19 protein-coding genes and 2 pseudogenes are annotated in these 21,588 nt (G+C 58.9%); 8 read left to right on the forward strand and 13 right to left on the reverse strand.

What is annotated here, in order from left to right; all coding sequences use genetic code 11:
• Nucleotides 1-3: 3 nt before the first annotated feature.
• The 11 genes from IB248_RS17885 to oiaX all read right to left on the reverse strand — a co-directional run bounded on the left by IB248_RS17885 (nucleotide 4) and on the right by oiaX (nucleotide 11,971).
• On the reverse strand, nucleotides 4-1,845 hold the full coding sequence (locus IB248_RS17885) for a hypothetical protein (protein WP_192241436.1): 1,842 nt from the start codon (nucleotides 1,843-1,845) through the stop codon (nucleotides 4-6).
• On the reverse strand, nucleotides 1,842-2,876 hold the full coding sequence (locus IB248_RS17890) for a Gfo/Idh/MocA family oxidoreductase (protein ID WP_192241437.1): 1,035 nt from the start codon (nucleotides 2,874-2,876) through the stop codon (nucleotides 1,842-1,844). Before IB248_RS17890 ends, IB248_RS17885 begins: the two co-directional genes overlap by 4 nt.
• A gap of 1 nt (nucleotide 2,877) precedes the next feature.
• Nucleotides 2,878-3,942 carry an ABC transporter permease gene (locus IB248_RS17895; RefSeq protein WP_192241438.1) on the reverse strand — a complete coding sequence of 355 codons (1,065 nt, stop codon included), beginning with the start codon at nucleotides 3,940-3,942 and terminating at the stop codon, nucleotides 2,878-2,880.
• On the reverse strand, nucleotides 3,939-5,489 hold the full coding sequence (locus IB248_RS17900; protein ID WP_192241439.1) for a sugar ABC transporter ATP-binding protein: 1,551 nt from the start codon (nucleotides 5,487-5,489) through the stop codon (nucleotides 3,939-3,941). The genes IB248_RS17895 and IB248_RS17900 overlap by 4 nt, the downstream gene beginning before the upstream one ends.
• On the reverse strand, nucleotides 5,486-6,130 hold the full coding sequence (locus IB248_RS17905) for a DUF2291 domain-containing protein (protein ID WP_192241440.1): 645 nt from the start codon (nucleotides 6,128-6,130) through the stop codon (nucleotides 5,486-5,488). Before IB248_RS17905 ends, IB248_RS17900 begins: the two co-directional genes overlap by 4 nt.
• A 73-nt stretch (nucleotides 6,131-6,203) precedes the next feature.
• Nucleotides 6,204-7,145, reverse strand: coding sequence for a D-ribose ABC transporter substrate-binding protein (locus IB248_RS17910; protein WP_062370017.1), 942 nt, complete (start codon nucleotides 7,143-7,145; stop codon nucleotides 6,204-6,206).
• A gap of 78 nt (nucleotides 7,146-7,223) precedes the next feature.
• Nucleotides 7,224-8,051 carry a phosphogluconate dehydrogenase C-terminal domain-containing protein gene (locus tag IB248_RS17915; protein WP_192241441.1) on the reverse strand — a complete coding sequence of 276 codons (828 nt, stop codon included), beginning with the start codon at nucleotides 8,049-8,051 and terminating at the stop codon, nucleotides 7,224-7,226.
• A gap of 75 nt (nucleotides 8,052-8,126) precedes the next feature.
• Nucleotides 8,127-8,576 (reverse strand): RpiB/LacA/LacB family sugar-phosphate isomerase, encoded by a 450-nt coding sequence (locus tag IB248_RS17920; RefSeq protein ID WP_062370011.1) that lies wholly within the window; start codon nucleotides 8,574-8,576, stop codon nucleotides 8,127-8,129.
• Between the two features lie 35 nt (nucleotides 8,577-8,611).
• On the reverse strand, nucleotides 8,612-9,373 hold the full coding sequence (locus IB248_RS17925) for a triose-phosphate isomerase (RefSeq protein ID WP_192241442.1): 762 nt from the start codon (nucleotides 9,371-9,373) through the stop codon (nucleotides 8,612-8,614).
• Nucleotide 9,374: 1 nt separating this feature from the next.
• Entirely contained in the window at nucleotides 9,375-10,709 is a 1,335-nt protein-coding gene (locus IB248_RS17930; protein WP_192241443.1) for a four-carbon acid sugar kinase family protein, read from the reverse strand.
• 5 nt (nucleotides 10,710-10,714) lie between these two features.
• Nucleotides 10,715-11,971, reverse strand: a complete 1,257-nt coding sequence (gene oiaX / locus IB248_RS17935) for a 3-oxo-isoapionate-4-phosphate decarboxylase OiaX (protein ID WP_192241444.1) — start codon at nucleotides 11,969-11,971, stop codon at nucleotides 10,715-10,717.
• A gap of 173 nt (nucleotides 11,972-12,144) precedes the next feature.
• On the opposite strand from oiaX, the gene IB248_RS17940 reads away from it, so the two are divergent.
• The 6 genes and pseudogenes from IB248_RS17940 (at nucleotide 12,145) to IB248_RS17960 (ending at nucleotide 19,328) form a co-directional block, all read left to right on the forward strand.
• On the forward strand, nucleotides 12,145-12,849 hold the full coding sequence (locus tag IB248_RS17940; RefSeq protein ID WP_018859272.1) for a transcriptional regulator NanR: 705 nt from the start codon (nucleotides 12,145-12,147) through the stop codon (nucleotides 12,847-12,849).
• 609 nt (nucleotides 12,850-13,458) lie between these two features.
• Complete coding sequence (locus tag IB248_RS17945) at nucleotides 13,459-13,695, forward strand: hypothetical protein (RefSeq protein ID WP_192241445.1); 237 nt, start codon at nucleotides 13,459-13,461, stop codon at nucleotides 13,693-13,695.
• A gap of 49 nt (nucleotides 13,696-13,744) precedes the next feature.
• A complete protein-coding gene (locus tag IB248_RS17950; RefSeq protein ID WP_192241446.1) occupies nucleotides 13,745-14,971 on the forward strand; it encodes a DNA repair exonuclease in 1,227 nt (408 codons plus the stop codon).
• A gap of 3 nt (nucleotides 14,972-14,974) precedes the next feature.
• Entirely contained in the window at nucleotides 14,975-18,439 is a 3,465-nt protein-coding gene (locus IB248_RS17955; protein WP_192241447.1) for a YhaN family protein, read from the forward strand.
• 41 nt (nucleotides 18,440-18,480) lie between these two features.
• Nucleotides 18,481-18,555: pseudogene (locus IB248_RS32390) on the forward strand (GntR family transcriptional regulator); the annotation flags it as partial.
• Nucleotides 18,556-18,758: 203 nt separating this feature from the next.
• Nucleotides 18,759-19,328, forward strand: coding sequence for a hypothetical protein (locus tag IB248_RS17960; protein WP_192241448.1), 570 nt, complete (start codon nucleotides 18,759-18,761; stop codon nucleotides 19,326-19,328).
• Between the two features lie 320 nt (nucleotides 19,329-19,648).
• On the opposite strand, the gene IB248_RS31370 is transcribed toward IB248_RS17960, so the two are convergent.
• On the reverse strand, nucleotides 19,649-20,014 hold the full coding sequence (locus tag IB248_RS31370; RefSeq protein ID WP_112824593.1) for a hypothetical protein: 366 nt from the start codon (nucleotides 20,012-20,014) through the stop codon (nucleotides 19,649-19,651).
• A 343-nt stretch (nucleotides 20,015-20,357) separates the two neighbouring features.
• On the opposite strand from IB248_RS31370, the gene IB248_RS17965 reads away from it, so the two are divergent.
• Together IB248_RS17965 and IB248_RS17970 are read left to right on the forward strand one after the other, a co-directional pair.
• The gene (locus IB248_RS17965) at nucleotides 20,358-20,753 is read left to right on the forward strand and encodes a GNAT family N-acetyltransferase (protein ID WP_018860275.1); all 396 of its coding nucleotides are present in this window, start codon (nucleotides 20,358-20,360) and stop codon (nucleotides 20,751-20,753) included.
• 87 nt (nucleotides 20,754-20,840) lie between these two features.
• On the forward strand, nucleotides 20,841-20,936 hold the full coding sequence (locus IB248_RS17970; RefSeq protein WP_246779269.1) for a chloramphenicol phosphotransferase CPT family protein: 96 nt from the start codon (nucleotides 20,841-20,843) through the stop codon (nucleotides 20,934-20,936).
• 371 nt (nucleotides 20,937-21,307) lie between these two features.
• Here the strand turns inward: IB248_RS17970 and IB248_RS17975 are convergent.
• Nucleotides 21,308-21,588 (reverse strand): annotated as a pseudogene (locus IB248_RS17975) (ISNCY family transposase); the annotation flags it as partial.

Raw genomic sequence — 21,588 nt, forward strand, 5'->3', positions numbered from 1 at the left:
AGGTCAATCGGACAGCGAAAGGATAGCGGTGCCGAACGGCGGCAGCCCGAGCTTCAGGCCGCCACATTCCACCGCCTGTTCGTTGCTTGTCACGTTGACGGCGTGGAGCTGCGAGCCCGCCGGGCCAATGCTGGCGAACGCAAGAACCCTGGAAGGCGAGCTCGAGATGCATTCTTGCCATTCTGTTCCCGCCAACGCTGCGAGCGCGCGAACGGCGCCGTACAACGGACGCGGATCGCCTTTTCTGCCTGGTTCATCCGCACCTGCGATCAATCCGAACGGTCCCGTCAGCGCAGAGAGCGTGAGGCACTCCAGATCCGCATCCAGAACGCTCGTCGCATAGGCTAGGGCAAAGGCAGCGGCAAACTGTCCATTGTGCCGAGGATCACGGTTGGCCATCGGGATACGCCCGCCCGACGGATTATCCATTGTACGGCTGCCGTAGGGATTCTGCCGCATCGGGATTGTCGAAGGACCGATCCGGTAGGGCTTGTCGCCGTAGATCGCACGCACCGAGCGGGTAATGAAGGGCAGAGCCTCCAACGTCTGCATCACGCTGAGATCGTCGGCCGCATGCACGATCGGATTCGTGCAATGGCTGATAAACGCAAGCTGCCCCTCCGGCACACGCTTGCGGTTGAGTTCGGTGAAGTAGCTGAGCATGCCGCCGCCGATCCGGATGCCCGCAAATGCGGCATGGGCAGCAGCGTAGACGTCTTCCAGCGGCGGACAGTCGGGCCATTTGCTACCGGGCGGCGTCGACTGCCGATCGACGGAGGGCGAGATCATGATCGCGTCCGGCCTGAAGCCGGCCGAGCGCATGTCTCGTGCAATGGTCGCCGTTTCATCCGCCGGGGCTTGCCTGCACGGAAGCGCTATCTCCAACGTCGAGCGACCGGGATGCGTCGCGGCGATGTCAGCGAACCGCTTCAGCGCTTCCACCCCATGACCAGCACCTGGATCGAAATGGAAGAGCAGCTCCTGTGGGGCTATCTCCGCGAGGAAAGGTTGCGCGGACAGACAAGCCTCGGCCTCCTCGGGCGTGATGATCAGGCCGATCGCCGGCATCGCGCCGGTCCGTCCGCCAAGGCGGAGTTTGACCACTTCTGCCGAGGCGCCGGCCGTTGGGTGCCGCCCTACTGGGCGGCTGTCCTTGATGATCAGCGATATCTTCTGCCGGACGGGCTGACCAGCGGGTATTTGATAGGGCCAGGGAAGGGCAAGCGGTCTGACGTAGGTCTTGTAGGACGCATCCGACCAGTTTCTCTGGTCCTCCATCTCGAAGGTGTCGCCCTCCATCCGGCATTCGGCGCTGACGCCGGGCATCGCCACGTAGGTAATGGCGCGCATGTCCTTGAACGGCTGCCAAGGTTCGATGAAGTCAGGAAACCGCGTCACCTCCGTCGCGCCGTCGACGTGTTCTACCGTGGCGGGTGCGCCGCCCAAGCCTACGATCGGATGAAGAATGCAGAAGCCGCAGCGGTTGGTCTCGAAGCCGGTTTCCGACGCAGCTTCGGCTTCGAAGTCGAGGCGGTCGCTCTGTCCAACGATGCGGACGTCAACGACGAGACCGGTGTCCCCCGGCCCTTGGCATCGAGCGCGATAGGTTACTTCGAACGCACCTCCGTCGTGCTCGATCGCCAGATCTTCGATTTCCGGGCTGTGGGTACCCCAGTCGCGGTCACGAACAAGGTAGGAGACTGCCCGCAGCACCTCTGTTCCATCGTAACGGATCGTTCGAAGGTTACCGCCGACGAGGTCGACTTCGAGCTTTTTGGCACTGAGCCGGACCGGTGTCGTCTCGGCGTCACGGGTGCCGTAAAGAAGGAAGGGGTCGCCGGTCATCGCAGCATTGCTCCGACATCTACGGTCTGACCGCTGGCTGCGCTTTCATACGCTCCTTCGACAAGGGCAAAGGTCTTCAGATTGTCTGCCCCTGACGTCGAATGCTCCGCGCCCTGCTTCAGTTTGTCGACCCAGTGCTGCTGGATCGCGTAGACGCTTTCCTGGATGTTGTGCCAGGGGCGCGAGGCCCACGACAGTAGTATCGGAGATACGTCATCGGTCGCAGTCCCGTTGGCGTTTGTGACCTCGAGCTGGTAGCCTTGCGTCAGACGGATTGTTCCCTCGGAACCATCGATTTCGATCAATGTTTCGGGGAAGGGCTCCCTGGAAAGTTTCGTAGCGTAGCTGACGTCGACAATCGATGTCGCGCCGCTTTCGTGATCGAGGAGGATCGTCGCTACATCCTCGCCCTTGATACGCGGATTGACGCGCTTGGTCCGGGCCGTGACGCTGCGCGCGTCGCCAAGGATGTAGCGAGCGATGTCCAGAGTATGGATCCCGAGGTCCTCGATGATGAACCGCTCTCCCTCAGCCAGATAGGGCTGGCCCGAAAAGACATCGTAGCCGGAACGGAAGGAGAAGCGGCCCCAGAATGGCGTTCCGATCGATCCCTCGTCCAGAACCTTGCGGACAGCCTGGATCGGCCTCTGCCAGCGAAAGTTCTCGTGGACCATCAGCGGAACACCTGCGGCGCGGCAGGCTGCAACCATTGCCTTGGCATCGGCGAGCGTCTTGGCGAACGGCTTCTGGCAGATCGCGGGCACCTTGTGCTGCGCCGCCATTTCAACAAGGATCCGATGGCTCTGAACCGTCGTGGCGATGTCGACGAAATCAAAGCCGCCGTCCGAGAACAAGGCGTTCGCGTCACTGTAGCGCCGCTCAATGCCAAACTGATCGCCGACGATCTTCAGCCTTTCAGGATCGCGATCGCAGATTGCAACGATCCTGGCGCCGTCGACATCGTTCCAGGCGTGCATCTGGTTGATCGCGAAGAATCCGCAACCGATCAATGCGCCGTTCAATTCAGACATTTCAACCTGCCTTTGCCATTTGCATCAGAGTAACGCGCTGTTGCAGGCGGCGTTGCGCCTGGTCGACGACAACAGCGATGATGATCACCAGCCCCTTGATGACCATCTGCCAGAAGGACGAAACGCCCATCATCACCAAACCGTCTGACAGGATTCCGATGACGAAGGCGCCGATGATCGTCCCGCCGATAGTTCCGCGACCACCCGACATCGAGGTGCCGCCAAGGACGGCTGCCGCGATCGCGTTAAGCTCGAAGCTCTCGCCCGTCGCCGGATGGGAAGCCATCAGCTCTGAAGAGATGATGACGCCGACAATCGCCGCGCAGAGCCCGGAAAACATGTAGACGAAGATCTTCACGATATCGACGCGGATGCCCGACATGCGGGCTGCGCGTTCATTGCCCCCGACGGCGAAGATGTGGCGCCCGATCGGGGTGGAACGCGCGACGTAGGCAGCCAGCAACGCCAACGCAATCAGGATCCAGATCGATACCGGCAGTCCGAGGATGCGCCCTGCACCGAAGAAGTCGAAGCCGGTCGTCGCATATTCAGGGCGACCAACGAGGTTTGGAAAGGTCTGCCCGTCCGAGGAGAGCAGAGCGAGGCCCCGGGCAATGTAGAGCGTTCCGAGCGTCGCGATAAAGGGAGCGACATTGAGCTTGGTAATCAGCAGACCGTTGATGAGGCCAATCAGTAGCCCGATCGATAGCGTGATCAGCACAATCTCGAAAAGATTGAAGTAGATCGTATAGCCGATAGGCAACTCGATGCCGTAGAGGATCAATCCGCCGGCCACCATGCCGCAAAGCCCGACGATCGATCCCACGGACAGGTCGATGCCGCCGGTGATGATCACGAAGGTCATCCCCATGGCGAGGAAGGCATTCAACGCCACGTGCTTCGACATCAGGATCATGTTCGCCGTGGACGTGAAGTTCGGGGCGAAGATCGCAAAGAAGATGATAACCGCGAAAAGCGCGATGAAGGTTCTGAGCTTCATTAGAGTGAGAAGAACAGAGCCGTTCGCGCTGGCCTGTGCGGAAGTGGATGATGTGGCCGCCGTCATGACGCGCGTTTCCCTTGATGTCCGTGTCCCTTGGCCGAAGCCGCGATGATCGCGTCCTCCGTCGCCTCGGCCCTGTTAAAAACGTCGACCAGTTGGCCGTTGCTCAGAACTGCTATGCGATCAGAAAGCGCCATGACCTCTTCGAGGTCCGAGGTCGAAAACAGAATGGCCAGTCCTTCGGCCGCCAGCCGGCGCATGGTGCGGAAGACGTCAGCCTTGGCGCCGACGTCGATACCCCGGCTCGGCTCGTCCATGAGCAGGACCTTCGGATTGGTCATCAGGGCCTTGCCGATCACCACCTTCTGCTGGTTGCCACCTGACATCGACGTCACCTCGAAGTCCGGATTGGGCGCCTTGATCGATAGTTCCCGTATGGCGTCGCGAATGGCATCCTTCTCTGCCGTCGCATTGATGTGGAAAAACCGCGCGAAGCGGTTGAGGCTCGCAAGCGACAGGTTGCCGGCGATCGACAGGACCTGGACTAGGCCTTCCCGCTGCCGGTCTTCAGGGATCAGCGCCAGCCCCTTGCGGATACGGCGGGTGACGTCGCGCGCGTGGATCTCTTCGCCATCAATGAAGATCTTCCCTGTCGAGTGCATGTGACGTCCGAGCACGCACTCGAAGAACTCGCTGCGTCCAGCGCCCATCAGGCCGTAGATTCCAAGGATCTCTCCTGATTTGACTGAAAGCGAGACATGATCGACAGCAAGGCCTCCCGTCGGTCGGGGGAGGCTGATGTCCTCCGCGCGGAACATCTCCTTGCCGACCGCGTGATCCACGGATTTTGCGAAGTCCTTGGCGTCGGAGCCGATCATGGAGCGCACGATCCAGCGCGTGTCGATGTCACGGACCACAGCCTGGCCGGTGATCTGGCCGTCACGCAGTACCGTGATGTAGTCTCCGATCCGCATCAGTTCTTCCAGCCGATGCGAGATGTAGACGATGGCGACGCCTTGAGCCTTGAGTTCCGCGATCACCTTGAAGAGGATTTCGACTTCCGCGGCCGAAAGCGCCGACGTCGGTTCGTCCATGATGAGGATGCGCGCATTGAGCGACATCGCTTTGGCGATTTCAACGAGCTGCTGCTGGCCGATGGGAAGGTCCTCCACCATCGTTTCCGCGTTGATTCCGGCGTCCAATCGTTTCAGAAGTGCGCCCGCCTTCTCGACCTGCGCCTTGTGGTCGATGCCGCGAAGGTCGCGGGTGATCTCGCGGGTCGCGAAGATGTTTTCTGCGACAGACATGTTGGCGAAGAGATTGAGCTCCTGGAAGATCATCCCGATGCCGTGCGCCTGAGCGTCGGCCGGGCTGTCGAATGAGACCTGTTCGCCGTCAAGGATAATATTGCCGAGCGTCGGACGCTCGACACCAGCGATGATCTTCATCAGCGTCGACTTGCCGGCGCCGTTTTCGCCGACCAGGACGTTCACCGCGCCACGACGAAGCTCGAGACTGGCGCGCTTGACTGCAACGATGCCCGAATAGACCTTCGACACGTCCTCGAGACGCAGGATGATATCGTCCTTGGATACCCCGCTCACGCTCATGATCCCACCGTCAGTTCCGAAGGTGTGACAAGCGGAGGCTGCCCTTCGCTAGGCAAGGGATATGCTCCAATGACGGTCACGGTCTTGCCGACCAGCCCGTCGCGCGGCACAGCGGCAAGGAAGGCCGCGTTGGCCTTCTCGTTGAATGCCTTGCCGAACTGGGCCCATTCGATCTGGTTCTTGAATTCGTTGAAATTGACGAAGTCCAGCGTGTCGCGCAAGGCGGTGCCGCGAAGTGCCGGGCCGATCTGGACCTTCGCGTCAGCCTTGCCGTCGCCGTTGGTATCGACATCAAGTGTTGCCGCGCGTGAGGCGGTATCAGCGGTGATCACCTTTCCGGTGAACTTGACAGCATAGGTCCAAGGTGAACTGCTTTGCTTGTGCGGGTTGCCATATTTCTCACCGGCCTGATCCGGGCTGGAGGTCGCAAGCTGCGTGACATCCTTCAGCTCTCCCGCCTTCTTTTCGAAGTAGGGAACGACCTGCGGCTGCCAGATCGCGTCGACCCTTGCTTTCGGATCAAAGGCGTCCTTGGCAGCGGCCGCGGCCTTTTCCTCCGCAGTCGGTGTCTTGATGATCTTGCAGCCAGGCAGCGCCGCAACAATCACCGCGGCGAGCAAAGCGCCCTTCATTCTCCACATGCGACAGGCCCCGATAACAGCAACAACGCGCAGAGGGCGCCATCGACGCCCTCTGCATTGGACTAAGCAATGATCAGTTCGTGAGGGCAAAAGTCTCGAGCTTGCCAGAGTTGTCGGAATTGATGAGAACGCAGTCCATCAACTGCTTCTCTTCCTTTGGCATCGTCTTGTTCTTGATGTAGGCGTCGGCCTGCTCGACCGCGAGCTGTGCCTGAGCGTAGGCAGGCTGCAGCACGGTGGCCTTGATGCCGCCAGCCCTGATCGAGTCACGGACATCGTTCGAGCCGTCGAACCCGACGACAATCACGTCCTTGCGGCCGGCTGCCTGCAGGGCTGCGATTGCGCCCATGGCCATTGTGTCGTTGCCTGAGATCACGCCCTTGATGTCAGGGTTGGCTTGAAGGATGGTTTCCATCTTCGAATAGGCTTCTGTCTGGCTCCAGTTCGCCGACTGCTTGGCAACCGACTTCAGATCCGGATAGTCGTCGATGACGTCGTGATAGCCCTGGGAGCGGATACCGGCGTTCGTATCGGACTCCTTGCCGACCAGCTCGACATAGTTGCCCTTCTCGCCCATCAGCTTGACGAATTCCTGAGCGCCAAGCTGGGCACCCTGGTAGTTGTTGGAGACGATCTGGGCGACAGCCACGCCAGTGGCATTGATTTCGCGGTCGATCAGGAAGGAGGGGATGCCTGCATCCTTGGCCTTCTTGACGGCAGCGACCGATGCATCCGCGCCCGCGTTGTCGAGGATGATCGCCTTGGCGCCACGACCGATCGCCGTGTCAATCATTTCGGACTGCTTGTTGGCATCATCGTCATGGGTCATGACGAGAGCTTCGTAGCCAAGCTCCTTGGCCTTGGCTTCAGCCCCCACGGCTTCCGCCTTGAAGAAGGGGTTGTCATGGGCGGGCGTGATGATGGCGATCAAGTCCGCGGAGAAGGCCGGAATGGCCGTTCCGAGCGCCAGCGCACCAGCAAAGGCGGCAAGTGTCAGTCTGCGTGTCAGTCTCATGGTTGTCCTCCCGAGTATGAATGGACCCCAACTCCCATGGGGCGGTTGAAGGGGAGGCTGCTGCCTCCCCAATTTGCGTCAGGTGATGCGCCGGATGCTTTCGGCGATCTCCTTTGGTTCGAAGACTTTTTTCCAATCGTCGCGCATCAGGGCAGGGATTCCGAATTCGATGGCCTTGTTGCAGGCATCCGAAAACACGCCCTGGACCTCACCGAAGATCACCGCGCCGAGAACGTTCATGTGTCCAAGCAGGAAGTCGCGGGCAGCTTCTTCAGGAACGCCGCGCGCAATGCATTCGTCCATGGCCTGCTTCATGACGACGAGGAGCGAGGCGCAGACGGTCTCGGAAAGGCCAGGCTCCAGCATCGCCAACTGGTCGACGGTGACCCGGTGCGACCGCATGACCGGAGCCCAGATGACCTTGGCGATTTCTTCTCCAAGGCCATAGGCACTTTCCGGTCCCTGCATCAGGGCCGATACAATGTGCTGCTTTGCAAAGAGGCCACCAAAATGGTCCTTCTTGGCCTGCATCTCGGTCTCATCATTGAAGATCGGCGGGTGGCAGGGATGGGTGACGAAGTAGGTAAGGTCGTCCCGCTTCGGCAAATGGCCCGCGAAGGGAGCTGCCGCGTCGAGGGCTACGACCATGGTCCCCGGCTTCAGCTTGTCGACGATGCCCGAGGCGACCTTGCCAATCGCCGTATCGGGGACAGCCAGGATGACGACCTCTGCCCCTTCGAGACCCGCATCGGGAGCGACGCAATCGACGCCGAGATCGTCTTTCAACCGCGCCTTGCCGGCGTCGCTAACCTCGATATGGCGGACGTCAAAGCGCGAACCTTTCAGGTTTTTTGCAAGACGGTAGCCCATTTTGCCACCGGCGCCGAAGAGGGCAATTGTGGTCATGTTTCCTCACCTTTTCTGTGATCTGGATAGGAGCATAATCTGGTATGATGAGTCAATCACCATATCAGCGTAACATTAGTTGTGAGGCGCTTTCTGGGCGTCGAGCCGATCGATGGCCTCGACATTTCCCGCCGAGGCGCCTTTGGGGTCGAACTCGGCCGCAAGCCAGACATCGACGATCGACTTGGCGAGTTCGGGTCCGATGACGCGCGCACCCATCGTGATGATCTGGGCGTTGTTCGACTTGGCCGCGCGTTCAGCCGAGTAGGTGTCATGAGTAAGGGCGGCACGGATCCCCGGGACCTTGTTTGCGGAGATGCAAACCCCAATGCCGGTGCCGCAGATCAGGATACCGCGGTGATGCTCACCGTCGACGATCGTCTGTGCGAGCTTCTGCGAGAGGTCAGCGTAGAAGCCCGACTGGCTCAGGTCGTGAACTTCCAGGTCGGCCTTGCCGGCAAGGTGAGCGGCGATAACGTCGAGCAGCGGCTTGCCAGCGCTATCGGCGCCAATTGCGATCTTCATGGCAGTTTCCTTTCACTAGCGTTTAGGCAAATGGATCAGCGTTCGATTGCCGCGGCGACGCGGCGCAGAATGTCGAGATAACCGTCAACGGACCAAGCCGACCGGCCTATGAACAGGCCATCGATATGCGCCTGTGCGATCAGTTCCTCGCAGTTTTGCGGATTGACGCTGCCGCCGTAGAGGACAGGCACCTGGCGGCCCAGAACCCTCATGGCAACATCGGCGATTTTGCCATGGCGCTCAGATGCGTAGTCTGCCGTGGCCGGAATGCCATTGACGCCGATCGCCCAGACGGGCTCGTAGGCAAGCAGGACTTGCGCGTCAGCCATGTCGGCGACAGGTCCCAGGGCCGCCTCAACCTGCTTTCGCAAGACCGCGTCGGCCAGCCCGGATTGGCGCTGCTGCAATGTCTCGCCGATGCAAATCAGGGGCGTCAGGCCATGGCGGACGGCGGCAGCCACCTTGAAGCCCACGGTTTCGTCGGTTTCTCCGAAGTGTTCCCGGCGTTCCGAGTGGCCAAGCTCCACCAGGTCTAGTTCGCAGTCCTTGAGCATCGGCGCGGAAACCTCGCCAGTCCATGCACCCGCATCCTCCCAGTGCATGTTCTGCGCGCCAACTTTGACGGAGGTGCCCGAAAGAGCTCGCTTGACTTCGCGCACCGCTGTGAAGGCTGGGATGACGAACCGCTGTATCAGGGGATCGCTGTCGCGATCAGCCTCCGCCAGGCGGCTGGCAAAAGCGAGTGCTTCCGCCAGGGTCTTGTTCATCTTGAAGCTTGTACCGACCCAAAAAGCCATTTCAGCTCGTCCTTCCGTCGCGGATCTGCGCGAAGTAGCCGTCCGTTCCGATCTGGCCGCCCTTGAGCGCGATCTGGAGCCCGTCCGTCGGCGGGTAGCTTCCGTGCGCCAGGCAAAGTGGTGAACCGGGTGTCTGAGGAAGGGGCAGGAGGGTGGTCAGCGCCTCTACCTTCAGCTGCCTTAGGGCGTGGCTTGACGTATCGCCGCCGGCGATGACCGCGCGACAAAGTCCTTCGCGCTCGACCATCTGGCGCAGTATCGTACCTAGCGCTCGCCCAAGGGTGTGGCGGGCACCGGATATCCTGTCGATATCGCCGCCGACATCGGCCGCAGGGCCGAGGGCTGTATGGAAAATGACGCTCCGTCCCTCCTTGAGCCTCTCGACGCCATTTTGGACGGCCGCGTCGATCGCGCGTTCGCCGTCCTCCGATACGAGTGCCAAAGGATCGAGCGCAATGTCTGCGAAGCCGTCTTCCTTCGCCTGTCTGATCTGACGTTCAGTCGTGGGCGACACGCTTCCGGAAACAACCGCGAGGCGGTCGACCGGGCCAACGTCGGGAAAATCCCAAGTTCCGGCAATGGCGCCGCTTTGTCGCCAGGCATTGAGAAGCGCGTACTCTATTCCGGACGACCCAGCGAGGAAGCTCCCGAACTGACCTGCCAGGCGAACGAGCTGGCGACCCGCGGCAGCTTGCGTCGCCTCCGAATCCACGTCGATGAGAAGAATTCCGCCTGCCTCCGCGGCCAATCGGTCAATGCGCAGGTCGGCATCGGCCGACGCGATCGTTGCAAGGTCCGCCAAGGCAACGGGCAGTCGGGTCTGCTTGGACAAATGAACAGCCAGATCGGCCTCACCCATCGGGGTGACCGGATGGCGGCTCATGACCGGGTGACGATCTATCCGATAGACGCTGCCCTGGTAGGCGGCAAAAAGATTGCCGAACGCCGTGTACCGCTTCAGTTGCGGTGCACCGACAACGACCGGCACGACGGTCTGCCCGAACGTTTCGCGTCCAATGTCGATGGCTTTTCCGATGCTCCCCGTCTCGGGACTGGAGTCGAACGTCGAGCAGACCTTGTAGTGGCAGAAATTCGCCCGAAGCGACTTCAGCCATTCGAAGGCGGTGGTGAGGTGCGACTGCATCCATTCCGGCGTCTGGCTGCGGCTCGTCCCGGCAAGACCGATCGCCTTGCAGTCCTTGAAGCGCGCAATCATTTCGGGCGAGGGGATGTCGAGAAAGAGTGCGGTTGCAACACCGTGCGAGGCCAACGCCTCCATGACGTCGGTTGAACCGGTGAAGTCATCGCCGTAATAGCTCACGAGAAGGTCTTCCATCGCGGTCAGGCGCCCTTTCCGTCGCTGAACTTGGCGATTGAGGCAGCCAATTCAGGATGGTCCTGTGCGTAGGTCTCGAGCGGGATGCCGGCCACAGCCGCCTGCCAGGCCTGCTGCACGGCGCGGACGCCGGAGGCCGGGCCACCTGGATGGCTGACGATGCCACCCCCGCAGAGATAGAGGAGATCTGTGGTGCGGCCCGTTCGTTGATACGTCTCGGGCGCCTGTCCACCCCACTGGCCGGAACCGGCCACCGGCAGCGGGCAGTCCGACGCATCAAAGAGGGGCGTACTGACAGCCTTGAACGACGAAACGAAACTCTCGTCCGGCTCCCAATATTTGACCCTGATGCCGTTGATCTGGAACTGGTCGACGCCGAGCAGGCGCCAAAATTGCTGGTAGACCCGGAAGTCCATGCCGGCGCCGGGATGCCGCGTGAGCACGTCCCAGCCGTTGCGGTGGGCATGCAGCACGAGATTTGACCGCTTTCGCAGGAAGCTCATGCCGCCGAAACCGATCGAATTGATGTTGACGACGGCGCAGTTGCCGCCGGCCTTGGCGACGATGTCGTGATTGCGCATCATTTCGTCGGGGTCGGCGTGCGAGATGCCGAAGGCATACATCACCTTCTTGCCGGTCCTTTGCTCGTGATCGAGAATCCGCGGCATGATGGCAGCGACGCGTTCCTTGAGCGGCGAGTAGGCCGGGCTCATGAGCTTCTCGTCGTCCTTGATGAAATCGACACCAGATTCGATGAGTTCGCCGACGAGTTCTGCGGTTTCGTGCGGACGAAGTCCGAGTGCCGGCTTGACGATCGTTCCAATGATCGGGCGCCCTTCGACACCGGTCAGGCGGCGGCTGCCGGGAATGCCGAATTGCGGTCCGGGATGCGCTGCTCTGAAGGCTTCAGGCAGCTTCATGTCCACGATACGGATGCCGGTCATGCCCTTGATCGAATAGACGCCGCCGATCGCGATGGTCATCAGGGCCGACAGATCGGTTCCGATCGCATCGAGGGGAAAGGCGATGTCGACGTCGGCGCGACCAAGGCGCGTGCCGGGGGAAGCCTCGGGCCAGGTCGGCTGGGTGCTGTCATCAAGAGGGCGGATCGCCAGCACGCGCGCGGCGACACGCGACTTCAGTTCCTCGGTCTCTCCCGGGACCGGAACGAAGGTTCCCGTCGACTGATCGCTTGCGATCTTGTCCGCCATGGCGTCGATACTGCCAGGGGTTTCGATGCGGTAAGTCAGCGTGATCATCATGAAGTGCCAGTTGCTCCTCTCGCCAGATCAATTTGTCATGGCGTCAACTCGTGATCTGGTATAATGAGTATTCCATATGATGGGAAGCGAAATTTTACAAACGGAAATTGGGGCGCTTTGCGCAAAGCGCGGAAAGTAGTAGGAGGAGGTGATACTTGAGTCAGCGAGAGCTTATGAGCCAACCCATCGAACAGATCGTACGTCGGAAGCTGTCCGACGAGGTCTTTGATCGACTAGAGCGGATGATCACGTCGGGCGAGTTGCAGCCGGGCGACGAGATGCCTTCCGAGCGTGTTCTAATGGAGCGCTTTGGGGTTGGCCGACCGGCCATCCGTGAGGCCATGCAGTCGCTTGCCAACAAGGGGCTGGTCAACATTTCTCATGGAGAACGCGCGAGGGTTCTGAAGCTTACGGCCAGGTCCATATTTCAGCAGGTCGACCTGACGGCGAAGATCATGCTCTCGCAATCGTCGGACTCGCTTGAGCATCTCAAGAGCGCGCGGATATTCTTCGAGCGAGGCATGGCACGCGAAGCCGCACAACGGGCCTCGGCGACAGACATCAGCGATCTTAGGGAGATCATAGAGCGCCAGCGCGACTGCCTTGGTCATGCCGAGGAGTTCATAAATGCTGACATGGGCTTCCACACCCGCATCGCGCAGATTTCCGGCAATCCGATCTATGTCGCTGTCAGCGAAGCGATGCTTGCTTGGCTCAAGGAATACCACACGGAAATGCTGATCTGGACGGGGAAGGAGAAGTTCACCTTGGCTGAACACGAGGAAATCGTGAATCGCCTGGAGGCCAATGATATCGATGGTTCGGAAACCGCAATCCTCAAGCACCTCGAACGCTCGAGTGCCCTCTACGCAAAGTGAGGTTTTGCAGAGCAGCTATAGGCGCAGACCTCTTCCGCGACCTCACATTGCCGACCAATCGCCTTGTGCCGATAGTTGATCGCGGTCCCACCTTTGAGCGCAAAGACCTTCTCCGCCGCGATAAGGGGCAAGAGCCTTACGAGTAGTGCGACTTGCGCGGTGTGCCGAGAGGTAGGTAGTGACGGTAGCCGTGCTCGCCGAGCGTCCGCGCGCCACATGCAATCCTCAAGCTCTCGGCTGACACCGAACTTGACCGTAAATCAAAACTGTCATTTGCGTTTTACGGCCATGATGATGCCTCGAGCACGAGGCGCGATGGACGAGCACTCGCTTAGCCCTGCTCGTTCCCGGCCAGAAACCTATTGACTATTTTGAACATATCATGAACATGCGCCCTCATGCCCAGGCGCAAAGGCGAGCTCACTCCGGCAGAAATCGACCGGACGTATCCACACCAGAGAGCGCTGTTTGCCGAGCTGTTCCTCGGTAAACTCGAGCAGGCGGCGGTCTGCCACGCAAACCATCTGCCCGCGCGGACATCAGGTCGAATGCGAGGATCGGAATTACAATGTCTTTTGCTTCGCTGCAAAGCCGCACGCGGAGCGTTTCATGCAGGAATTTGGCGGCGAGCCGTTCGATCGGCGCGACAGGGGAGGGCGCAAACTGGATGAGTGGTTTAACGCCAAGCTACGCTATGGAAGTGATCTACTACGCGACGAGCAAACGTTGCTCCGTTTCTTATTTGGCGCAGGCATTCTCTACGCGTCTTCTGAGTTCAGAGCCACCTGCATCGGAACAGCGTTAATCGAAACCGGTGGACAAAGACCGCAGCTGGCTACCCGCTGAAAGTGGTGGCGTTAAAGTGAACCTTTAAGCAACAGACCGAAGACGTGCCATGACATCGTTCAGATTCATTCATGCCGCCGACCTGCATTTGGGCAGTCCCTTCAAGGGGCTGTCGGTAAAGGATGAGCAGCTCGCCGCGCTCTTTTCGAGGGCGACCAGACAGGCGGTAACGCTGCTCGTCAGCCGTGCGGTCGAACTCGCCGTCGACTTCGTCGTCATTGCTGGAGACATCTATGACGGGGACTGGAAGGACAACAAGGTCGGTCTGTTCTTCAATCGTGAAATGGGTCGGCTGCAGCGGGCGGGCATTCCAGTCTACCTGATACGTGGAAACCACGATGCTGCGAGTGTGATCACCAAGACAATCACACTACCCGACAACGTGCACGAATTTGCAACGAGCAAGCCTTCCACCTTCCTCATCGACGAGAAGAAGGTCGCCCTCCATGGACAGGGTTTTACGGACCGGGCGGCATACGAAAATCTAGCAATCGGGTACCCTTCGGCAATTGCAGGATGGTACAACATAGGAGTTCTGCACACCTCAATGACTGGACGCGAGGGGCATGAGGCCTATGCGCCGTGCTCGGTCGACGATCTGCGATCGCGTGCTTACGATTATTGGGCCCTTGGCCATGTTCATGAATTTGAAATAGTCGCATCCGATCCTCTGGTTGTCTTCCCAGGCAATCTCCAGGGGCGAAGCATCCGTGAGCAAGGCGCAAAGGGTGCAGTACTTGTTACTGTCGATGATGGCATCGCGACCGTTGATCGCCTTATCGTCGACAGCGCCCGATTCATTTCAATCGGTATCGACGTTAGCGAAGACGATCTCGATGTCGATGTATTGAAGCGGATCGAGGAAGAAGCGATTCGGTTGTCGGCGGAATTCGACGGCAAGCCAGTCGCGGCACGCATCCGGATTTCTGGGGCCTGTGCCTTCTACGACGACTTGGCGCGTGATCGAGCGCAGTGGCAGGATGAGGTACTCGCGGCCTGCCAGCGGGCGTACAGTGACATCTGGATCGAGAAACTTGAGCTGCGGCTCTCCTCCTCGGTGCCCGTCGCGGCGACTCCCTTTGCAGGAATTGAGCTTTTCAGGGCGTTAGAGGATCATGGGGACGATGCTATCCATGTCGATGAGATCCTGATGGAGATCTTGCCGAAGATGCCCGGAGGTCTCGCTACCAACGACAGCCCGCTTGGCCTGACAAATGTCGAACTGGTGAAAGAGGCACGTGAGCTGCTTCTGGCACGAATGGCGACGGCAGGCTGAATCATGCGCTTCGATCGGCTTGATCTTCTCCGATACGGCTCACTTTCGGACCGATCCATCCCATTTCGGCCGGATGCAAAGTTGCACATCGTTTATGGACCGAATGAGGCGGGCAAGTCCACCTTACTCCGTGCCCTGTCTGATCTCTTGTTCGGCTTTCAGAACGAAGTTGCCGGATTGCACAAGTTCGAGCCATCCATCCTCAGAGTCGGCGCGAGCCTAACGCGACGTGACGGCGCATCGATCGATTTCCGGCGCCGTAAGGGTCGCAAGGCAACATTGGTCTCCAATTCGGAACAAGAGGTGCCTCTCGCGGACGATATCCTTTCTCCCTTTATTGGCGGGGTGAACCGATCAGTCTTTGAAAAGGCTTTCGGAATGGATTCTGCCAGGCTCCGCCACGGGGGAGAGGAGATGGCGACGGGAGATGGCGAGATCGGCCGCCTCCTGTTCTCGGCCGCTTCCGGACTGACGGGGCTCACCCAGCTGCGCAAGAGCTTGGACGGTGAGGCTGACGCGATATTCTCTCAGCGAAAGTCGAAGGACCGGGCCTTCTATCAGGCGCTCGATCGTCACGAGGCTGCGCGGCAGTCCGAGAAAGTTCATGAGCTCCGTTCGCCCGACTGGAAGCGCCTCTCTGATGAAATCCGTGAGGTCGAGCGCCAGTTGGAAGAGCTAGGGCACGCGCGCCTGCGAACGAAAACGCGTCTTGATCTTCTACAGAACCTACGCACGCTCGAACCGCTTCTGACCGATGTCGATCTAGAGTTGGCCGGACTGGCGGAATTTGACGAGATCGCCGCAGTTCCGACGGAGATCGAGAAGCAGCTCGAAAACCAACTGGAGCGTCTCCATGAACTCGCCGCGCGAGAAGCTGCTTCCCTTGCGACGAGCGAGCGCATTCGGGACGAGTTTGAGGCTCTGCAGCTCGACCCTGCTGTTTTGAACCAGCGAGACCTGATCCACGAGCTTCTCACGGAGAAGGTGGCGTACTCTCAAGCGAAGGCCGATTTCTCGAGAGTCCGGGCAGAGGTAGCGGATTTCGATCTTGAGCTTGCTGGCCTTGGTCGAAGGGCAGGGCACCGGGGTTCGGTCGAGACGCTCATCCAGACACAGCCAGCTGATGCTCAAATCAATCGTCTCAATAATCTTATCCGCGATGGAAACGAGCTGAAACGCACCGAGACGAGCCTACGGCAGCGCCTGGAAGACCAGACCTCGGAATTCAGCCGTATGCAACGAACCGAAAGCGGTGGTACGCTTAAAGATGTCGGGCCTCTACAGGAACGTCTTGGTGCCCTCCAGCCAGATATCCGATTGCTCGAACGAATTGACGAAATTGATACCGCGCTAGCAAGGGCACGCCAGGATATCGGCGAAGCGAAGGCTCGCCTGGCTCCTCCAGTCCAGGATCTCGAAGCGCTTCTGAAGCTCCCGCTTCCGGACGAAGTTGAATTGGAAAAACACCGCCCAAATCTTGTAGCAGCTTCCGACCGTGTGAAACGTGCCCAGGAAAAGCGGACAGAGCGCCGCTTGGAGCGCGAGGACGTAGTACAGCTCATTTCGGACCTCGAAGATGATCGGCAACTCATTACCCGTTCGATGATCGAAGAAGCGAGGGCTGTTCGCGATGCGGCCATTCAAGGACTTCAGTCTGGTAATCTCTGGGACGGCGCGTTGCCAGTGCTCGTTCGCGAGGCGGACAAACTGTCGGACGGTGCACTTTCGCAAGCTGAAAGAACCGCGCGCCACTCGGCGCTGACGCTGAGATTGGCTCGACTTGATGGTGACATTGGTACCTCTGATATCGAACTCGAGGCCGCACGGGATCACCAGGAAGGTGTATTGGCCGCATTCTCGGGACTTTTCGATCATGCAGGAATTCCGGTTCTCGATATAGACCAAATGGGCAAATGGCTCCGCGGCATAAATGCCATCGCCAAGAGGCGCGAGAACGTCCGGGACCTGGAAGATCAGCTTCGCATTGTTCAAAGCCGGAATGTCCAAGTTACATCTGAACTTGCGAGCATTGCAGCAGCCATCGGGCTCGAAGCAAAACTTGCCGGTCCGCTTTCCTCGAACGTCAGGCTCGTGGAGACAAAGCTGGCCGAACTGGCGAAGGCCTGGGATGAGCGGCGTATCGTCCGCGCCCGGCAGGAGGCGCTGGAGAGCGACATCGCTGACGGTGAGTGCAAGATCGCTATCTTGGCTACGGAAGTTGATGAGTGGCGGTCGCAATTTGCTGAAACATGCGTTGCTTTCGGGCTTGATGATGCTCCAACCTTGGAGATGGCTGAAGCTGCAATCCAGGTCTGGAAAGAAATCCCACGCTGTTACGCTGAAAGACAGAACAGACAGCGCCGTGTCGACGGCATGGCACGTAACATAGATCAATTCGAGGAGAAGCTGTCGGGCGTCTGCAAAACGATCGGTGATGATCTTTCCAAACTCGCTCCGTTACTCGCTGTCGATACCTTGCACAAACGAATGACCGACGCACAATCCGCCGAGGATCGTAATCGACATCTCGCTACAACCCGAGAACGAGTGTCCGCTGATCTTCAGCAGATAGCCGAAGAAAGCCAGTCGATCAGTCAGGATGTCGCTGCTCAGTTGGCTCGTCTGAATGTCCGGGTAGACGGCAGGACACTTCTCGAGCGTCTCGGAAGGCGTCGTGCCGTGGTCGAGAAGCTTGACGACAGTCGGCGGAGGCTGTCGCTGCATTCCAGGGGCATCAGCGAAGACGACATCCGGATAAAACTTTACGATTTCGATCGAGTCGCCGCCGATTTGGAGATCGAGACGCTTGCGGCCGAGGATACCCAACAGTTCGACATGTTCGGCAAGCTCAAGGGAAGACTTGCTGAACTGGCATCGACAAAAGAGGCGCTCGAGACCGGACTGAGCGCGGAGCAGGCTGCTTTCGACAAAGCATCTGCGGAACAAGAGACACAGGATCTGGCCCGCCAATGGGCTGTTCTGAGGCTCGCCTCGAAACTGCTATCGACCTCTTTGGAACGCTACAGGGAGTCACAGGCAGATCCGCTGCTCGCACGGGCAAGCGAGTACTTCTCCACATTGACGAATGGATCCTTCGTTCGCTTGGTGCAGGAATTCGACGATCAGGATGCGATAAGGCTAAAAGCAGAACGATCCGACGGCGAACGGCTTCCGACGAAAGCCCTCAGCGAAGGATCCGCAGATCAGCTTTACCTAGCCTTCCGCCTAGCGTTCATTGAGGACTTCTGCAGTCGCAACGAGCCACTTCCTTTCATAACAGACGATGTATTTCAGTCGTTCGATGACGAGCGCAAGGCTTCCGGGTTGAAAACTCTGGCGTCCGGAGGACGGGCGTTCCAGCCGATCTTGTTCACGCACGAGGGCAAGATTGTCGAAATCGCGAATGACTTGCTGCGGGGTGATGTCGATGTCATCAGCTTCGATCGCGTCGCGTCGCGTCGAGCCTGACAGACGCGTCGAGATGAATCGCTGCAATCCAGCACCCATGGTCAGAACCCGAAATCGTTCAGATCTTCGAGGTTCGCGCTATCCTCGAGTCCAATGCGATCCGTCTCTCAATCCCTATTCTCCACACGGACGTGGGCGGCACGAGCTTTGACGCGGCGATCGTTGAGAAACGACTCGGGGTCATTCTTGGTCGTTCGGCCGCCCTGCTAATCGGACCTGATGCAAACTGAACCATCATGATGAGCCTTTCACGGCCACTTCGATTGACAGTTCGCGCCTTTCAGACCATCTGCGAACGGACCCATAGATCGAAGACCTTATGCCCGCACCTTACCTGACCAAAAACCTCTGGCCGGACTTTACTCTAGCTGAAACAACGTACTCGTTCGCGCATCTTGCGGAGCAATACCTCACGGTGGTCGATTCCGCCGGTCAGGAGCGAAGGATCATTGCGACCTTTACCGATCATGTTTTCACTCGGGATCGACTGACGTCCGACGTCATTGAACACGCTTTCCCGGGGTGCAGTCGGGGCGTGGGATTTGTCTGTTCCGAGCGCCACGCTCTGTCGCTACAATTGCCGACGCTGTTGCCGAACATTTGCTCGTCGAAAGTATGGAACCTCACTGGAGCGGACCGGTACGCCCAGGTGCCGGTGGTGACACATGAAGACGAGGAAGCCCTCTACGCCATCATTTTCACGTTGGACAAGGTGAAGGGCTTGCCCTTCCACCTTCATTTGATGGTCAGGTCAGCGTATCTCTGCCGAGAGAAGGCACCAGACACGTTCGGAGAGGTAAAGTTCAAGCATCTCGTTCGCCTGCGCCTTGAAAACAAGCATCCTGCTCGCGTCTACAGCGCTGGCAGGAAGAAGCCGATTATGCCGTGAAAACGAAAACGGCCCCTTTCGGGACCGTTTCGACCATTACTGGTCTCGGAGCGAAGCTCTCGGGATTTCTCCCTTCCCCGCATTCGCAGGGACCAAATCCCGAAGGACCTGGTGGCGTTGGCTATCGCACGCTCAATCACCAACGATCTGTGTCATGGATACTATTCCGATGACCCTCAGTCAACGCAAATTTCGCCGATAGGTTCCCAGTTGCAGTCCGCTAGACGGCACAGGAGCCCGGGAGGTTCTCTAGCATACTCGTTCGGAAGCCAGACACAAAATGGCGGGAACGAGTCCGATCAGCGTACTGCCCCTGAAGCCTACTGAGAATTGGCAGCTGTCGGGGCAAAGCGCTTTCGAAGAGTCAGCTCGATCTCATCGGCCTCCCATCGATCAGGATACGGTGCCTCCCAAACCAGCCGCTGCAAATCGCGAGGGACGAGTCCAGCGTAACCCAACTGTTCAAGACGAATCTGAAGCAGCGAGGCATCGGTCTGAACCACCAACCGCGCGGAGTCGCTGACCTGCTTCAGGACAGTGAGCATGGCCGCATATGATTTGAATCCGACCGAGGCCGCAAGTGCTTCATCAGCGTGCGACGACCGAATATTCGGGTACTTTTCTCGAAGTGCCTTCTTCAGGACAGCGATATTGGAAGGCGCAAGCCTAATCGTTGCATGGAACATAAGACGATCCGTTGTTCTGGCGAAGTCTGCCGATTACTCTTCGATCTTGTGAACGGGGTCGCCTTCAATGCCACGAGTACCCTTCAACCCGGCAGCAGGTTCGGATGGGCGTCCGAGCGAGATGATAGCAAACCGCCGCGTTCCGTCAATCAAGGGAGAGGACTCTACGACCGGTGCAGAAATGACGCTCGAAGCCGTCGCTGGGCGTGTTCCAGAAGATTGCGGTGAGAAAGTTGAGAGCGGCGCTCCGGTGATGTTGCCGCCCATGGTAAAAACAGTCGTGATACAGCACCTGAGACGACCTTACCCCAGAAGAGGCCGAGATGAACGACGAGGAGTTTGAATGATTGCTATTCACGTCGATCCCTTCCCTTCGAACGAAGAACTGAACGAGCTTTGGGCGGAAGCTTGGGGCAGTTACGACAGAAGGGATTTCCGAAAGATCTTAGCACGCAGCTTAACGCATGTTGGAGCCTACGAAGACGAGAGCCTGATCGGCTTCGTCAACGTCGCCACAGATGGTGGGTTGCACGCCTTTGTTCTGGATACCTGTGTCAGGCCAATGTGGCGTAGGAGGGGGATCGCGACGATGTTAGTCAAGGAAGCGACGAGTGCTGCGCGAGTGCGAGGGGCGACGTGGCTCCATGTCGACTTCGAACCGCATCTGACCTCATTCTATCGTGCTTGCGGGTTTAAATCGACAGAGGCAGGTCTCATGCGGTTGGCAAATCCGGGCTAGCTTATGAAGGCCGCTGGACTAATTGGCGCAGTCCGGCAGCCGGGCGTCGATCTATCCGGTGACCCCCATCGAAACAGAGGGATTTGAATGGCGCAGATTATTTTTCTGCACGGTGCGTCGAGCAGCGGCGAGTCAACCATTGCGAAAGCGCATCGAGAAACCGTTCTGGCACATATCTATTGATCATCTGCGTGATGCTGGCGTCCTCCCAACGGAGCGTATGGCGTCAATACTGAGCCCAGCCAACCTCCAACGGGCAATCTTACGGCGTTCGTCCAATCCAATCTGAGAGTAGGTGCGCTTCATTGCATCGTCCTTGCAATTGATAACCTATTGGGATCATTAGCAAGTCGCACTTCATTCTAGAACCCACCCGGCTACAGCCATTGTCAAAGCTGAATAGGGCTGCGACATTGTCAGCCAGTTAGAAATGGGACACTGGCTCTGACAATCAGCCCCCGATCCGGCCGGCTGGGCCGGGTTGAAAGGGCGGAGCGGGGGCGGGTGATAACATTCCCCTTCGGCTTTAGCTTTGAGACGATCCAATCGACCCCTCACTCGGCAGCTTGCTGCCGCAACAGAGCCGTCTCACGTCGCGCAATCACCGCCGGATCGTTCATGTAATCCGTGCGCCTTCCGGGCTTGCGACCCCTCGGCTTATAGCCATTTTTGTCACTGTTGCTCTTCACGACCGGTTGTTCCTGCTGGTCCTGACGCTCCTTGATATAGGCTAGGAGTTCACCCAGCCGCTTGTTCTCGGTAATCGCCGCATGCGTCACCCGCTGATCCTTGTCGAACACCGAGTAGGGCAGGCAATAGCCTTTCCAACGCACAT

The organism is Rhizobium sp. RHZ01 (genome assembly GCF_014851595.1).
In the GTDB taxonomy this organism is placed as follows: Bacteria; Pseudomonadota; Alphaproteobacteria; order Rhizobiales; family Rhizobiaceae; genus Rhizobium; species Rhizobium altiplani.

Bases quoted from the DNA above. Each gene is read 5' to 3' on its own strand.
- IB248_RS17885 (WP_192241436.1), bottom strand. From the start codon at position 1,845: ATGACCGGCGACCCCTTCCTTCTTTACGGCACCCGTGACGCCGAGACG.
- IB248_RS17890 (WP_192241437.1), bottom strand. From the start codon at position 2,876: ATGTCTGAATTGAACGGCGCATTGATCGGTTGCGGATTCTTCGCGATC.
- IB248_RS17895 (WP_192241438.1), bottom strand. From the start codon at position 3,942: ATGACGGCGGCCACATCATCCACTTCCGCACAGGCCAGCGCGAACGGC.
- IB248_RS17900 (WP_192241439.1), bottom strand. From the start codon at position 5,489: ATGAGCGTGAGCGGGGTATCCAAGGACGATATCATCCTGCGTCTCGAG.
- IB248_RS17905 (WP_192241440.1), bottom strand. From the start codon at position 6,130: ATGTGGAGAATGAAGGGCGCTTTGCTCGCCGCGGTGATTGTTGCGGCG.
- IB248_RS17910 (WP_062370017.1), bottom strand. From the start codon at position 7,145: ATGAGACTGACACGCAGACTGACACTTGCCGCCTTTGCTGGTGCGCTG.
- IB248_RS17915 (WP_192241441.1), bottom strand. From the start codon at position 8,051: ATGACCACAATTGCCCTCTTCGGCGCCGGTGGCAAAATGGGCTACCGT.
- IB248_RS17920 (WP_062370011.1), bottom strand. From the start codon at position 8,576: ATGAAGATCGCAATTGGCGCCGATAGCGCTGGCAAGCCGCTGCTCGAC.
- IB248_RS17925 (WP_192241442.1), bottom strand. From the start codon at position 9,373: ATGGCTTTTTGGGTCGGTACAAGCTTCAAGATGAACAAGACCCTGGCG.
- IB248_RS17930 (WP_192241443.1), bottom strand. From the start codon at position 10,709: ATGGAAGACCTTCTCGTGAGCTATTACGGCGATGACTTCACCGGTTCA.
- oiaX (WP_192241444.1), bottom strand. From the start codon at position 11,971: ATGATGATCACGCTGACTTACCGCATCGAAACCCCTGGCAGTATCGAC.
- IB248_RS17940 (WP_018859272.1), top strand. From the start codon at position 12,145: ATGAGCCAACCCATCGAACAGATCGTACGTCGGAAGCTGTCCGACGAG.
- IB248_RS17945 (WP_192241445.1), top strand. From the start codon at position 13,459: ATGCAGGAATTTGGCGGCGAGCCGTTCGATCGGCGCGACAGGGGAGGG.
- IB248_RS17950 (WP_192241446.1), top strand. From the start codon at position 13,745: ATGACATCGTTCAGATTCATTCATGCCGCCGACCTGCATTTGGGCAGT.
- IB248_RS17955 (WP_192241447.1), top strand. From the start codon at position 14,975: ATGCGCTTCGATCGGCTTGATCTTCTCCGATACGGCTCACTTTCGGAC.
- IB248_RS17960 (WP_192241448.1), top strand. From the start codon at position 18,759: ATGCCCGCACCTTACCTGACCAAAAACCTCTGGCCGGACTTTACTCTA.
- IB248_RS31370 (WP_112824593.1), bottom strand. From the start codon at position 20,014: ATGTTCCATGCAACGATTAGGCTTGCGCCTTCCAATATCGCTGTCCTG.
- IB248_RS17965 (WP_018860275.1), top strand. From the start codon at position 20,358: ATGATTGCTATTCACGTCGATCCCTTCCCTTCGAACGAAGAACTGAAC.
- IB248_RS17970 (WP_246779269.1), top strand. From the start codon at position 20,841: ATGGCGCAGATTATTTTTCTGCACGGTGCGTCGAGCAGCGGCGAGTCA.